The organism is Alphaproteobacteria bacterium LSUCC0684 (assembly GCA_041228335.1).
Classification (GTDB): domain Bacteria; phylum Pseudomonadota; class Alphaproteobacteria; order Puniceispirillales; family UBA1172.
The window spans coordinates 68,267-82,230 of sequence record CP166130.1; the positions used below are offsets into that span (position 1 = coordinate 68,267).

Genomic DNA, 13,964 nt, shown 5'->3' on the forward strand with positions numbered 1-13,964 from the left:
GGGAGGATCAATAGAAACAAGATGACATAAACTCATTAAAATTTAATTAACCAACCGGCAAAAAATGCTCAAAAAAACGGATATCACGAAAAAGTTACTGATTAATATTATCTTTAAGTCGGAGACTGTTGCAGGTGCCTGAAATCAGCGTCATCATCCCCGTTTTTGAGGCCGGAGCGACACTCAGGCGGGCCGTGGAAAGTGTTGCTATCCAGGGGTTCACCCCGCAACAGGTAGAAATTGTCCTTGCCCCGGATGATCACGGTGATTACGGCTGGATCAGGCCGCTATGGCCAGCGGTGAAAATTCTGCCTCAACGATATTGGCGGACAGGCACCGGTGCTTCCCGAAACCGGGCGATAGCTCGCGCCCGGGGCCGATATCTTGCCTTTCTGGATGCTGATGATGCCTGGGGGGAGGGATATCTTGAGGCGATGCTGCCGCTGGCACGGCGACATGGTGCTGCTTTCGCGCCAACCCGGGTGATTTCTGCGAAGGGCAAGACCTTGATGACCATGGCCGAAGGAAGACGGTATTTCCGCCTCGAGGATTTGGGCGTCTGGCCCGGATCCTTCCGCCCCCTTGTCCGCCGGGAGTATTGCCCGCGGTTCATCGATGGCGCCGGGCAGGATATCATTCATGCCATCGAAGTGCTGGGCCAGATGGGTGGCGAGGCACCTTTGGCCGCTGACACCTCCTATCATCTTTACCTCCGGCAGGGCAGTATCACCACGGATCCTAGGTATTCCTGGCGGATAGATCAGCAATATCAGCGCATGATCCGGATGATCCGTTCAGGGAAAACAGCTCTTTCCGGGCCTGAACCTGCACGGGCCATCTCTGCCCTTGAAGCCCGCCGACGATGGAACAGGAAATGGACCTCATCTGACGGTCACACCGAAGGTTTCTACGGGTATGTCGCCGCCCATTTGAAATAATTTTCCTAAAATATTAGAAAAAAAGAATATACTTCTAATTCATCTCAAATATTACTATATCTATAAAATAATATTTCAGATATTCAGGGCTTCACGTCATGAAACTCGATGAGCTTGATATTCGTATCCTCAATCTTCTGCAGCAGGATGCAAGCCTGCCGGTGGCGGAAATAGCGGCCAAGGTCGGGCTTTCGGTGACCCCCTGCTGGCGGCGTATTCAACGTCTTGAAGAACAGGGTGTGATCCGGCGGCGGGTGGCCTTGCTTAACGGGCAGTCGGTCGGTGCCGGTATTTCGGTATTCGTTGCGGTCCGGACCAATGAGCATAATGCCGAATGGCTGGATCGATTTTCGCAGGTGGTCTCGGCCTTGCCGGAAGTGGTGGAATTTTATCGCATGAGCGGTGATGTGGATTATCTTCTGCGGGTGGTTGTCGCGGATATGCCAGCCTATGATGCGTTCTACAAGAAGCTGATCAGCAAGGTGAAGCTTTCGGATGTTTCGTCTTCGTTTGCGATGGAGCAGATCAAATACACCACGGCATTGCCGTTGCGGCCGATTTCTGCCGGAAGTCAGGATTGAAGGTTGATTTACGCCATCTGATCATCCACAACTAGGGAATGGTATTCTAGTTGAGGAGCTCCCGCGATGCAGATCTTTCGTAACCTGATCAATGGTGAATTTGTGGACGGTGACGCTGGCAGTCAACCGATTTTCAACCCCGCAACCGGGGAAGAGACAGGAAGTGTCAGTCTTTCCGGTGCCGGAATAGTCGATAAGGCTGTTGCGGCGGCCAAAGCTGCGCTGCCGGGCTGGGCCAACACGCCGCCGCTGAAGCGGGCGCGGGTCATGTTCAACTACAAGCATCTTCTCGAAGAAAATCTCGATGCGTTTGCCGAAGCTATTTCTACCCAGCATGGCAAAACCAAGGAAGATGCAAGGGGTGAAGTTATTCGCGGCATTGAAGTGGTGGAATTTGCCTGCGGTATTCCCCATCTCCTGCGGGGGGATTATACCCGTAATGTCGGGCCTGCCATTGACAGTTATTCCGACCGTCAGCCGCTTGGTGTCATGGCGGGGATCACGCCATTCAACTTTCCGGCCATGGTGCCGATGTGGATGTTCCCCATGGCGATTGCCTGCGGCAATACCTTTATTCTCAAACCTTCCGAACGTGATCCGGCGGCACCGCAGATGGCGATCGAGCTTCTTGAGCAGGCCGGGCTGCCGAAGGGCGTGGTGAATATCGTCAATGGCGGCAAGGATGCGGTGGATGCGATCCTCAATCATCCTGATATCAAGGGGGTCAGTTTCGTTGGCTCAACCCCGATCGCGGAATATGTCTATACAACTGGCACGGCAAACGGCAAGCGCGTACAGGCACTTGGCGGGGCCAAGAATCACATGGTGATCATGCCGGATGCGGATATGGATCAGGCCGTTGATGCCCTTATGGGGGCCGGATATGGTTCTGCTGGTGAGCGGTGCATGGCCATCTCGGTGGCGGTGCCGGTGGGCAAGGAAACCGCGGACCGACTGGTTGAGAAACTTGCCCCGAAAGTCAGGTCCATCAAGGTTGGCCCATGGGATGATCCCGAAGCTGAAATGGGCCCGCTGATTACCCGGCAGCATCTGGATAAGGTCAGCGGCTATATCGATGCCGGCGTCAATGAAGGCGCGGATCTTATCGTCGATGGTCGCGGGTTCAGCCTGCAGGGGTATGAAAACGGCTATTTCATCGGTGGCAGCCTGTTTGACAATGTCACCACCGACATGTCGATCTACAAGGAAGAGATTTTCGGCCCCGTGCTCAGCGTGGTGCGCGCCGATACGTTTGAATCCGCCGTTCAGATGGTCAATGATCATGAATACGGCAACGGCACGGCAATTTTCACCCGCGATGGTGATGCCGCCCGTTCCTTCGCCGATCAGATCGAGATCGGCATGGTCGGGGTCAATGTTCCTATTCCGGTGCCGGTGGCCTATCATTCCTTTGGTGGCTGGAAACGGTCACTTTTTGGGGACCATGGCGCCTATGGCATGGAAGCGGTGCGGTTCTATACGAGGCTCAAGACCGTGACGTCACGCTGGCCAACCGGCATCAGGTCAGGGGCGCAGTTCAACTTCCCGCTCAATACCTAGGCGGCAACGGGATTTCAGGGGCATTGCGTGAAAAATTTCCCCGGGCTGATCATGCTCTCCTGTGTAAGGACATGATCTGTGCCGGGCGGAGTTCCGTCCATCAGGGTAAAGATAAATCGCTTGCGGGGATGGTAGGTCTCTCGGCTTGACGTGTATCGGACTTGCCGGAATACCTCTCCCCAGGAAGCAAGCGGGTGGCGAAGGCGCGTATCGGCGTTACCGCAATGAGTCTCGCTCGTGGTGCATATTGTCATAACGCCGGTGGCCGGCACATATTCGGCCGTGATATCTCCCCAGATCATGGTTCCTGAAGCCGAAATGTCTTTATAGGAGAAATACGTAACCGGCTGCCCATCCGCAATGCGCTGAAGCGGGCCGTGTTCTGTCGCCGTACTCTCATCAACGTAAAGCCTGTCCCCGTCCGGCTCGATCTGGCCGGGCGCAATGCGGATCATCGCTTTCGCCATGGGTCTTCCACCGGTTTCAAACCCGGACATGTCAGGGGTTATCTGGCACAGGCCGGCAGGCTCTTCCCGGGAAAGGGCAAGGATGCTTGCACTGGCCGATAAGCTCAGGCGACGGCCAGCAGTTTTTCTGGCAATATTGGCCCGGATCTCCAGCATGCCGTCTTGAAGAATAAAGGGGGTTTCTTCGGCAAGGTGCCAGCGCTGATCTCCTGATATTTTCCATCCATCCTCTGGTGACGGGGTTGAACACCTGTCGGCTGGGGCGCTACGTATACCCGTCATATAACTCTTCCACCAGAGCAGGTGGAAATTGGGATCAGTACGGTCTTCAGCGAAGCGGAAGGCGGTTTTCCGGGCATAGGACCGGTGGCGGGTAATGAAAGAGAGAGGCAAAGGCCCGGCCATGGAATGGTTGGCTCCGGATGTATCGTTGAGCGAGGTTTCGAGAACAAGCTCAAGGAGGAGATCCAAGCGGTCAATTGCCCTGGCTGAGAGGACTTCAGGCCAGATATCTCCGGGGGGAAGCGCTTTTTGCCACAGTTTTACCGCCGCCAGCACCCCGCTGAAAGATGGATCGGTCGAACGGCTGCCAAGGATCATTGGTACCGAAGCATCGGTGTCAACCGCGACAGGCGCACCCGCACCCGGCGTCAGGCGCTCGGGCTCACCATTTATATAGATGGCAAGACTTGCTGGCGTGAGTTGAGTGCCACTGGCTGCATCAAAGACCAGCATCACATGATGCCAGTTGCCATCCCTGATACTGGTCTCACCACGGATGGAACTGCTGCCGATATCAAGCGTGAGGCGGCCGCTTGCATCGAGCATGACCTGCCAGCGTCTTCCGGGCTGATCTGCTCCGAAATCAAGGAGGGTTTCAGGCCCGGCTTGATCTGGTGCGAGCAGCCAGAAGCCGAGGCTGCGGGAGGAGGAGCCGCCGACCCCGCCAAAACTGCTTGCGGTAACTTTCTCAGCGGAAGTGAGGTTTATCCCTGTCCGTTCAAGAAATTCAAGATGGGTTGCGATGATACAAGCCTGCAGGCCTGATCCTGCCCGCGTGATCTTGTCCGCGCTGGCAAGGTGTTGCCGAAGAAGCCGTGATGCGTCATCGGCCCCTGATCTGAGTTCAGCCGTCTGCCGGGCGTTGAGCTGGTGCCTTAGAAAGAACGCATAGACAGAAAAAACCCCGGCGCTGACAACACCCAGAATGGCCATATAGATGACCAGTTCAATCAATGTAAATCCGGGCAGACGCATGGTAAGTCACCATCATATCTGAAGGGCCGAGACATTCGACAGGATAGAGATTTATGTGTTCTTCTCCATGCTCCATCTGGCAAATTCAGGCCGGGCATTCGATGCGAGGCCGGACCTTTCGGTCAGGGAGATCGCCTGCCGGGATGAAAATGCCGCTCAACGGTTTTGCCCTTCCCGGTGTTCTTGCATTGACCCTGATGGTCAGCGCGATGGTGCCGCTCATGTTTACGCTTAATCGTGAAAACATCAGTGCCGCACGCCGGGATCAGGTCAGGGTTTCTGCGATCGTGCAGGCACGCCAGATGTTCATGATTGCCCAAGCCTATATGCTCATGCATGGCGGTCTGCCTGTTGGCTGGAGCAAGGGCAATATTCCGGATAGAGCCGAAACCCGAACCGATCTTGGCTACTGTTCAGGTTATGCTGGGCATGATGGCGAGAACTGGGGCCGGGAAGATGCCCGTGTTTTCGGTCTTGCCCTCAGGCAGGAAAGCACAGATTATGCCGGCAATCGCATCATCGCCGGGGTATATCTGGCTGACCGGGGGGAATTGCCTTTCGAAACATATATCGTGATGGGCTGTGTGATCACGACTGGTAACTACGCGCAGGGTGCTGCACTGAGGGGCGAATTTGCGCGCTTCGATGGACAATTTGTCCTGCTTGATCTTGGTGGTGATACAACCTGAACCCGGCAATGCAGCCCTATTGATGCTCGAGCATGAGATCCCGGACCCAATGGGTATGGCCGGCACCAAGATGAATCCTGAGCCTGGCCGGATTGCCAGCACTCTGCACATGGAGACTATGCAGAAAACGCTCAAGCCCCGCACTTGAGTTAAATTGCCGGTAAATCCGGCGCGATGCGTCTCTACCTGCCAGGCTGGTTGCAACGCGGCTGGCCGGTGACAAGGCTTCCACTTTGAGCGTGAAGATATCAAGTTGCCGGGGATTCAACAGACTTAATGACCGGGCATGTCCAAAATCGTGGATATTGACCCACGCCCGGCTGAAATTGTCATCAGGCAAGGTTGAGCTTACGGCAAAGAGCGACCCATCCGGGCTTGAACCCTGGCTGTTCTGCCCGAAATGAAGCCCGGCGCCATCCTTGGGGCTTCCGGGATGATCAAAAAAAGCGCTTTTGAGCGGGCCGGGCAGATCGGTTGCACGGATCAGATAGCGGGGAAAGATGACGCCACTGCCATCAATTTCGCTTGCATGAACCACTTCGCCGCTACTGTTTTTAAGGCAGGCCTCGTTGAGAACATCGAATGTCATGCTCGTTCCCGACCTTTCCATCCTCAGCAGAATGCAGCCTTCCTGCGCGTCCATGATCAGGACGCCGGGCAGATCCTCCCCTGCCATCTCATCAAGGGCAGTTGGTGTAACCCCGGCCGCATCAAGGCAGGCGGCAGGTATGCTGAAACCCGGCACGGCAGGATCAACCCCGCTGACACGGCAGGCAAACCCGCCCCGGCTGTTCAACATGGAGGTATTGTCCCATATGGGCGTGAGTGAAAAAAGACCTCCCCCTTCTTCCCCTTGAGGCCAGGAAGATACCACCTGCGCTGAAAAGCTGCTGTTATCATGCATCGCAAGAAAGAGCCGTTCAGCTTCAAGACCGGCCGCCCGGCTTGATCTGGCGTATCCTGCCTCCCGCACATAGCTTGCCTCAATGGTGTTGAAGATCGTGAACCCGCCGATGAGGACAAGGCTGAGAAGGCTCAAAGCCACCATGAGTTCCACCAGACTGAAACCCGGATACCCATGGGCTGATTCAATCGATTTCAACGCATATCCTCTTTCCTCCACCGCCTTTCATCCTAGCGTGGCGCATAGGTCTTGACAGGTTGTTCATGGGGTTGGATGAATAGACTTTAAGGGTTGTTTCCCATGCAGGTATCTGATGGCATTTCAACATCGCTCTGGTGATATTACAGGATGGCAGTCCCCCCATGTTCTGCTGATGCTGACCGCGGCCGCCATGCCGATCAGTTTCATCACCTGGTCAACCCTCATCAATAATTTTGCGGTGGAGCAGGCTGCCTTCACCGGCCGCGAGATCGGGATTTTGCAGTCCTTGCGTGAAGTGCCCGGGTTTCTCTCATTTCTGGTTGTTTATCTTCTCCTTGTCTTCAACGAGCAGCGTCTTGCTTTGGTCACGCTTGGCATGCTGGGCCTGGGGACGGCGCTGACAGGGTATTTCCCATCGGTTCTTGGGCTCTATATCACGACGGTTCTGGCGTCCATCGGTTTTCATTATTACGAAACCTGCAATCAGTCTCTTGCCATGCAGTGGCTGGACAAGAAAAACGCGCCAGCCCTGCTTGGACGCATCTATGGGGTTGCTTCGATGGCCCAGGTGGCCACGCTTCTTTCCATTTTCGCGGCCGTGGTGCTGATGACGCCGGGACTTGACCTTGAAACGGCCATCTCCGGCGATGCATTTGCTGCCGCTGGTGATGGCTATACCATTATTTATCTTACAGGCGGCGTCATCACCATGGGGATTGCAGCCTTCGGATATTTCGCGTTCAGGCAATTCGAAGAAGGCAGCCCCCAGCGCAAGTCAATCATCCTCAAACCCCGGTACTGGCTGTATTACGCGCTGATCTTCATGTCCGGGGCGCGGCGGCAGATTTTTGTCGTTTTTGCCGGATTTCTGATGGTTGAAAAATTCGGCTATTCGGTGGGGCAGATTGCTTTTCTCTTTCTGATCAACGCGATCTTCAACATCTGGCTGGCGCCGGTGGTGGGCCGGATGATCGGCCGGATCGGGGAAAGAGCGGCACTGATCCTTGAATATATCGGGCTGATCGGGGTATTTTCTGCTTATGCCTTTGTTGAGAACAGCACCATCGCTGCCGGGCTTTACCTGATTGATCATATGTTTTTTGCGTTGGCGATTGCGATCAAGACCTATTTTCAGAAAATTGCCGATCCGGCGGATTTTGCCGGGACTGCCAGTGTGTCGTTTACGATCAACCATGTCGTTGCGGTCTTCCTGCCGGCGCTGTTCGGGTTGATCTGGCTGATCTCACCGGCGGCGGTATTTCTTTCCGGGGCGGTGATGGCTTTCATCTCGTTGCTGCTTGCCTTTAATGTGCCGCGCCATCCCGGGCCGGGGCGTGAAGTGGTGCTGGGATATCGTGGTCCGGCTTTGGGTTTGACAGGATAGATTTATGGTCGATGCAGAAACAGATGTTCTGGTGGTGGGTGCAGGCGCGGTCGGGTTGGCCATAACAAGAAAACTGGCTATGAGCGGCGCAAGCGTGATCCTTGCCGAGAGCAATCCCGGGTTCGGCATGGAAACATCCTCACGCAATTCGGAAGTTATCCATGCGGGTATCTATTATCCGACCGGATCGCTGAAAGCCCGGCTTTGCGTTGCCGGGGCTGCCATGATGTATGCCTATTGCGCGGAACGCGGCGTCACAACCCGAAAGCATGGCAAACTGATCGTCGCCACCGAGGAAAGCCAGATTGAAGGGCTTGCCCGCCTCAAGGATACGGGAGATGCGAATGACGTGCCCGGGCTTGAGCTTCTTGGCAAGGATGCCCTTCTGGCCCTGGAGCCGGAGATCAAGGCCATCGCCGCGCTGCATTCACCTGTTACCGGCGTGGTGGACAGCCACGGCTATATGGCCGCACTTGAGGCAGATGCCGAAAATGCAGGTGCCGTCATCGCCTATCAGAGCCGGTTTGAGCAGGCAATCTACGATGGCAAGCGTTATATTGCGACCATTGATGGCCAGGGAGAGAAAATGTCCCTTGCGGCCAGTCGCATCATCAATGCGGCGGGGCACGGCTCAAGGAAGGTTTCCCTTGCCATTGACACGATGGTGCCTGACAAGGTGCCGCCCCATTATATGGCCAAGGGGCAGTATTTTGTCTCCACACGCAAGCCTCCCTTTCGGCATCTGATCTATCCGATGCCTTCCGGCGGTGGTCTTGGCATTCATCTCACCCTTGATAGCGGCGGCGGGGCGAGATTTGGCCCGGATATCCGCTGGGTGGACACACCCTCCTACGATGTTGACCCCAAGGATGCGTCACGCTTCCATCAATTGATTTCAAGCTATTGGCCAGCGCTTCAGCCTGATGAACTGGTGCCCGCCTGGGCCGGGCTGCGCCCCAAGATCATCCCCGATGGATCTAAGTTTCAGGATTTTGTCATCGCAACGGAAAGGGAGCATGGGGCACCTCGTGTCACGGCACTCTACGGGATTGATTCCCCCGGATTGACATCAAGCCTTGCCATTGCCGATCATATATTCAGGGAAATGGATCTGTCGTGATGAAGAAAAATAAAAATGTAGTGATTATTGGTGGCGGTATCGTTGGTGTCTGTGCGGCGCTTGAAACGCAGCTCAGCGGCCATCAGGTTACGCTCATCGACCCAAAGACCCCCGGACGTGAGACATCCTATGGCAATGCGGGGGTGCTGTCGGAAAGCTCGGTGGTGGTGCTGAACAACCCCCAGCTGCTCAAAGCTCTGCCCAAGCTTCTTCTCAATAAAAGCAACGGGTTCAGATATAACCCGTTTTTCGTGCTCAGATATCTTGGCTGGTCGCTCAGGTTTCTGGCTTTTTCCAGCAACAGGCGGGCGAGACATGCCGCCCGGGCACTGAAAGCGCTCATGGATATTTCGCTGGACCGGCACAAGGCCCTGATCAAGGAAGCCGGAGTTGATGATCTTTTGCGTTACGCCGGATGGTTCAAGACGTTCCGGAAAAAATCCACCTTCGAAGCCTATTCCAAGGAGCTCGAATTGATGGATGAGGTCGGTGTCCGGTATTCGGTCTACGACCGTGATCAGATCCGCCAGATTGAGCCCGGCCTCAGCCCGATTTACGAAAAAGCCGTGCTGATGGATGACACTTGCGGGGTCACCAATCCCGCAAGGCTGACGGATGCCTATGTTCGCCTTTTTGAAAATGCTGGCGGCGTTGTCCGGGAAGACAGGGTGACGGCCCTCACCCATTCGGGTGGCTGGCAGATCACGCTGGCTTCAGGTGATGTGCTGAACGCGGATGACGTGGTGCTGGCGGCGGGGGGCTGGTCTGCGGAGATAGCCAGCTGGCTTGGCTATAAGATCCCCCTGGCCTGGGAGCGCGGCTATCATTGGCACCTTGAGCCCGGGGAGGGCATGCCGCTCGGCCGCGCCATCTATGATATTGACGGCGGCTATGTCATCGCGCCGATGGAACAAGGGGTGCGGATCACCACCGGGGTTGAGTTCAATGATCGTGATGCGCCCCCCAATTTTCGCCAGGCGGAGGATTCCGTTGCCGATGCAAGGTCAAACCATGGACTGGGCAAGCCCATTGAGGAAGAGCCATGGATGGGCCGCCGCCCGACGCTGATTGACAGCCTGCCCATGATTGGTGCCGCGCCGCGTCATCCTGGCCTGTGGTTTGATTTCGGGCATCAGCATATCGGCCTCAGCATGGGGCCGGGATCTGGCCGGGTGATCGCTGCCCTGATCAGCGGCACGAGGCCTCCCATCGATATCACGCCATTTCGGGCAGAACGTTTTCCCATCTAGGGAATTCATCCATTAAATCCATCAAGGAGAAAAACATGTTGCCTCAACGCGGTTTTCCAAGGGCAGAGTTTGAAGCCCGGCTTGACAGCATTCAAGGGGCCATGACGGCACAAGACCTTGAGGTGATACTGCTGACCTCTGAGCACGACATCCGCTATATTACGGGCTTCCGGAGCCAGTTCTGGCAGAGCCCGACCCGCCCGTGGTTTGTGGTGGTGCCTGCGCGTGGCCTGCCCGAAGCAGTCATCCCGACGATTGGCGTGCCGTTGATGGAGCGCGGCTTTATCGGCAAGATCCATAGCTGGCCTTCGCCTGCCGCACCGGATGACGGGATCAACCTGCTGGCCGGGGTAATTCGCGCCATGGCAGGCACGGCGCCCGGGCTTGGCATGCTGATGGGGCGGGAGACCAAACTGATGATGCCTCTCAGTGACCTGGAGCTGCTTAAACAGGCAATCGGTTCCCCTGAACCGGTTGACGCCACGGAAATTTTCAGAATTGCCCGCATGGTGAAGTCAGAGGCGGAGATTGCCAAGATCAGGCATACCTGCCGCCTTGCAAGTCAGGTCTTTGAGCAGCTGCCCGGCTGGGCTTCGGCCGGTATGCCACTTGCCGATATCTTCCGCCGGTTCAAGATCAAGGCCCTTGAAGCAGGACTTGATGATGTCTCCTATCTTGTCGGGGCGGCCGGTCAGGGTGGCTATGGCGATATCATTTCCCCGCCCGGCGATGAGCCGCTCCAGCCCGGCGATGTGCTGATGCTTGATACCGGCTGTTGCTGGGACGGGTATTTCTGTGACTTTGACCGCAATTTCGCGGTCGGGAATGTTTCCTCCGAGGCCGAGGATGCCCACGCGCTTCTATGGCAGGCGACGGAAGATGCGCTGACGCAAATCAAGATCGGCATGACCTCGGCCGATCTTTTCGCCATCATGGCGGAACGACTTGGGACCGATGGCGACGGGGTCGGGCGGTTTGGCCATGGCCTCGGCATGCAACTGACCGAGCCGCCTTCACATATCAGCTGGGATCAGACCGTGCTGCAGGAAAACATGGTCCTTACCCTTGAGCCGTCTGTTGAGATCAGCGAAGGCCGGATGCTGGTGCATGAAGAAAATATCGTCCTCAGATCCGATGGCGTCGAATTGCTGACAACACGGGCAAGCGCCGTCCTGCCGCGCCTTCAGGCTTGAGTCATCAGGCTACGGATCTTTTCCACCAGCGGGGTGTTGATTGCTCTTGGGGCATCGGAGAGGCGGTTTTTATGTCGCCGCTCACCTGGCAGACGCACACCTTCGAGCCCGGTCAGACGGGCAAAGAATGTATCGCAATGATCCGCCCAGCCCGGGCCGGCGACAATTTCGGGGCTCATGGCAAGGATGAACTGGCCACCCTGGGGTGGGCCACCATCGCCATTATCCCCTTCACGAGCTTCGAAGGAGAAGTTTTCCCCGACAAGGCCAGCGGCCAGCAGTTCCACCATCATGGCAATCGCCGAGCCTTTATAGCCGCCGAAGGGAAGCAGTACCCCGCCATCGGCGATCGCCGCCGGATCGGTGGTGGGCTCGCCATTTTTATCAAGGCCGGTGCCGGGCGGCACATCATGACCTTCCCTTGCGGCAACCTGGACTTCACCCATCGCCATGGAGGCTGTCGCCATGTCATAGACCACCGGATTCTGGCCCGGCCGTGGCCAGGCGAAGGCGATCGGGTTGGTGCCGAAGAGTGCTGACTTGGCGCCTGCCGGGGCAACCATGGGCATATAGGCGGTGCAGGCGAGCCCGACAAGATCAGCTTCCGCCAGCGCTTCGACTTCCGGCCAGAGCGCGGCCATGTGATGCACATGGCTTATGGCGAGCAGACCAACGCCTGAATTCCGTGCGGCTTCGATCAGTAGCGGGATGCCCACCTGATGCGCCATCGGCGCGTAGCCGTTATCGCCATGCAGTTTGACGAGCGCAGGGGTGGCAGTGGTTGCCTTTGGCCGGGCTTTCCCGTTCACCTTTCCTGACCTGAGCGAGGCGACATAGGAAGGCAGACGAAACAACCCGTGGGAGACAGATCCGTCACGTTCCGCTGTCATGATCGTGGTGGCCAGCGCGGTGGCGTTTTCATGATCGGCACCATTTTGGGTAAGGCAGTCATAAGCGAGATTATAGATCTCATCCAGGCTGAGTTCGGTGGTGGCCATGGGGTTTCTCCTTATCTCTCAAGTCTTGGTGATACATCAACTCTTCTGGTGAACGAATACATCATGGCGGAGATTTCATCCCACCTTCATGTCGATTACTACACTGATCCCTTGCCCGCCGCCGATACACATGGTTGCCATACCATAGCGCCCATCCCGGCGTTTCAGCTCATGGATCAGTTTGGTCATGATCACCGCGCCGGTTGCGCCGACAGGGTGGCCTATGGCGATCGCCCCGCCATTAGGGTTGACGATATCCGGCGCAAGCCCAAGCTCTTTTGACACGGCGCAGGCCTGGGCGGCGAAGGCTTCATTGCTTTCCACCACTTCAAGATCGCTGATCTTGAGGCCGGATTTTTCCAGCGCCATGCGGCTCGCGGGAACCGGCCCCATTCCCATGATGCGAGGCGGCACCCCGCCAAAACCATAGCCGATGATTTTAGCAAGCGGGGACGTGCTGCCGCTATTGGCAGCCCTGGCCGAGGCCAGCACAAGCATGGCGGCGCCATCGTTGATGCCGGAGGCATTGCCGGCAGTGACGGTGCCATCTTTCTGGAAGACGGCGCGAAGTCCGCCAAGGGAGGAGATGGTGGTATCATCGCGAATATATTCATCCTGATCAAAAAGGACGGGCTTGCGCCTTTGCGTGACTTCAACCGGCGTGATCTGGCTTTTGAAATATCCTTCTGCCCGGGCGCGGGCCGCCCGCTGCTGGCTTTCATGGGCAAATTGATCCTGCTCATCGCGGCTGATTCCGTAATCTGCAGCGACATTCTCTGCCGTAATCCCCATATGACCAAGCCCGAACGGGTCATGAAGCGCGCCGAGCATCATGTCCTGGACACCGGCATCGCCCATGCGTGAACCCCAGCGCAGATCAGGAATGATATGGCTGCTCCGGCTCATTACCTCGACACCACCGGCAAGCGCGGTTTCGGTATCGCCAAGCTGGATCAGCTGGGTGGCGCTCACAATCGCCTGCAGGCCACTGCCGCAGAGCCGGTTGACCGTCAGCGCAGGCGCTCCCTCCGCCATACCGGCACCGATGGATATGCAGCGGGAGATATACATATCTCTTGGCTCGGAATGGATGACATTGCCAATAACGGCATGGCCGATTTCCCCGGTGTCCAGACCGCTCTTGCTGATCGCTGATCGGGCTATTTCCACGCCAAGATCAATGGGTGGTGTGTCTTTGAGACTGCCGCCGAAACTGCCAATGGCGGAACGGGTCGCCGCAAGAACGTAAACATCGGTCATGGAAAACTCCGCTTATGTTGATCGCATCATCAGACCAGATAACACCTTTATACTAGGTGGCGAGTCCAGCTGCCGTCAAACGCTATTCCGCTTCAATTAGTGCCTAGGCTTTGACGGACAAATCGGCTAGCGTTGAACATGTGACTGGTGATGATTTTGTGA

The 13,964-nt window shown here is 56.5% G+C and carries 12 protein-coding genes; 8 read left to right on the forward strand and 4 right to left on the reverse strand.

Annotated features, from left to right (window positions below):
* Positions 1-134: 134 nt before the first annotated feature.
* From AB8880_00300 to AB8880_00310, 3 genes are all read left to right on the forward strand, one after another.
* Positions 135-938: a glycosyltransferase family 2 protein gene (locus AB8880_00300; protein ID XDZ65869.1), complete on the forward strand. Its 804-nt coding sequence runs from the start codon at positions 135-137 to the stop codon at positions 936-938.
* Between the two features lie 98 nt (positions 939-1,036).
* On the forward strand, positions 1,037-1,519 hold the full coding sequence (locus AB8880_00305) for an Lrp/AsnC family transcriptional regulator (GenBank protein ID XDZ65870.1): 483 nt from the start codon (positions 1,037-1,039) through the stop codon (positions 1,517-1,519).
* Positions 1,520-1,585: 66 nt separating this feature from the next.
* Positions 1,586-3,079 carry a CoA-acylating methylmalonate-semialdehyde dehydrogenase gene (locus AB8880_00310; GenBank protein ID XDZ65871.1) on the forward strand — a complete coding sequence of 498 codons (1,494 nt, stop codon included), beginning with the start codon at positions 1,586-1,588 and terminating at the stop codon, positions 3,077-3,079.
* 14 nt (positions 3,080-3,093) lie between these two features.
* Here AB8880_00310 and AB8880_00315 read toward each other — a convergent pair whose 3' ends face one another.
* Entirely contained in the window at positions 3,094-4,803 is a 1,710-nt protein-coding gene (locus AB8880_00315) for a LamG-like jellyroll fold domain-containing protein (GenBank protein XDZ65872.1), read from the reverse strand.
* A 143-nt stretch (positions 4,804-4,946) separates the two neighbouring features.
* Here AB8880_00315 and AB8880_00320 point away from each other — a divergent pair, with 143 nt between their 5' ends.
* On the forward strand, positions 4,947-5,492 hold the full coding sequence (locus AB8880_00320) for a hypothetical protein (GenBank protein XDZ65873.1): 546 nt from the start codon (positions 4,947-4,949) through the stop codon (positions 5,490-5,492).
* 16 nt (positions 5,493-5,508) lie between these two features.
* Here AB8880_00320 and AB8880_00325 read toward each other — a convergent pair whose 3' ends face one another.
* Entirely contained in the window at positions 5,509-6,594 is a 1,086-nt protein-coding gene (locus AB8880_00325; GenBank protein ID XDZ65874.1) for a prepilin-type N-terminal cleavage/methylation domain-containing protein, read from the reverse strand.
* Positions 6,595-6,709: 115 nt separating this feature from the next.
* Between AB8880_00325 and AB8880_00330 the strand changes: the two genes are divergently transcribed.
* From AB8880_00330 to AB8880_00345, 4 genes are read left to right on the forward strand one after another with little or no spacing between them, the layout of a single operon-like run.
* Positions 6,710-7,981: an MFS transporter gene (locus AB8880_00330; GenBank protein XDZ65875.1), complete on the forward strand. Its 1,272-nt coding sequence runs from the start codon at positions 6,710-6,712 to the stop codon at positions 7,979-7,981.
* Between the two features lie 4 nt (positions 7,982-7,985).
* Positions 7,986-9,101 (forward strand): NAD(P)/FAD-dependent oxidoreductase, encoded by a 1,116-nt coding sequence (locus AB8880_00335; GenBank protein XDZ65876.1) that lies wholly within the window; start codon positions 7,986-7,988, stop codon positions 9,099-9,101.
* Positions 9,101-10,351: an NAD(P)/FAD-dependent oxidoreductase gene (locus AB8880_00340; GenBank protein XDZ65877.1), complete on the forward strand. Its 1,251-nt coding sequence runs from the start codon at positions 9,101-9,103 to the stop codon at positions 10,349-10,351. Before AB8880_00335 ends, AB8880_00340 begins: the two co-directional genes overlap by 1 nt.
* 35 nt (positions 10,352-10,386) lie before the next feature.
* Positions 10,387-11,544, forward strand: a complete 1,158-nt coding sequence (locus tag AB8880_00345; GenBank protein XDZ65878.1) for a M24 family metallopeptidase — start codon at positions 10,387-10,389, stop codon at positions 11,542-11,544.
* On the opposite strand, the gene AB8880_00350 is transcribed toward AB8880_00345, so the two are convergent.
* Together AB8880_00350 and bktB are read right to left on the reverse strand one after the other, a co-directional pair.
* Positions 11,535-12,542, reverse strand: a complete 1,008-nt coding sequence (locus AB8880_00350) for an Ldh family oxidoreductase (GenBank protein XDZ65879.1) — start codon at positions 12,540-12,542, stop codon at positions 11,535-11,537. The two genes, AB8880_00345 and AB8880_00350, sit on opposite strands and share 10 nt — an antisense overlap.
* A 75-nt stretch (positions 12,543-12,617) precedes the next feature.
* Complete coding sequence (gene bktB, locus AB8880_00355) at positions 12,618-13,802, reverse strand: beta-ketothiolase BktB (protein XDZ65880.1); 1,185 nt, start codon at positions 13,800-13,802, stop codon at positions 12,618-12,620.
* Positions 13,803-13,964 lie beyond the last annotated feature (162 nt).

Bases quoted from the DNA above. Each gene is read 5' to 3' on its own strand.
- AB8880_00340 (XDZ65877.1), top strand. From the start codon at position 9,101: ATGAAGAAAAATAAAAATGTAGTGATTATTGGTGGCGGTATCGTTGGT.
- AB8880_00315 (XDZ65872.1), bottom strand. From the start codon at position 4,803: ATGCGTCTGCCCGGATTTACATTGATTGAACTGGTCATCTATATGGCC.
- AB8880_00330 (XDZ65875.1), top strand. From the start codon at position 6,710: ATGGCATTTCAACATCGCTCTGGTGATATTACAGGATGGCAGTCCCCC.
- AB8880_00310 (XDZ65871.1), top strand. From the start codon at position 1,586: ATGCAGATCTTTCGTAACCTGATCAATGGTGAATTTGTGGACGGTGAC.
- AB8880_00350 (XDZ65879.1), bottom strand. From the start codon at position 12,542: ATGGCCACCACCGAACTCAGCCTGGATGAGATCTATAATCTCGCTTAT.
- AB8880_00305 (XDZ65870.1), top strand. From the start codon at position 1,037: ATGAAACTCGATGAGCTTGATATTCGTATCCTCAATCTTCTGCAGCAG.
- AB8880_00335 (XDZ65876.1), top strand. From the start codon at position 7,986: ATGGTCGATGCAGAAACAGATGTTCTGGTGGTGGGTGCAGGCGCGGTC.
- AB8880_00320 (XDZ65873.1), top strand. From the start codon at position 4,947: ATGAAAATGCCGCTCAACGGTTTTGCCCTTCCCGGTGTTCTTGCATTG.
- AB8880_00345 (XDZ65878.1), top strand. From the start codon at position 10,387: ATGTTGCCTCAACGCGGTTTTCCAAGGGCAGAGTTTGAAGCCCGGCTT.
- bktB (XDZ65880.1), bottom strand. From the start codon at position 13,802: ATGACCGATGTTTACGTTCTTGCGGCGACCCGTTCCGCCATTGGCAGT.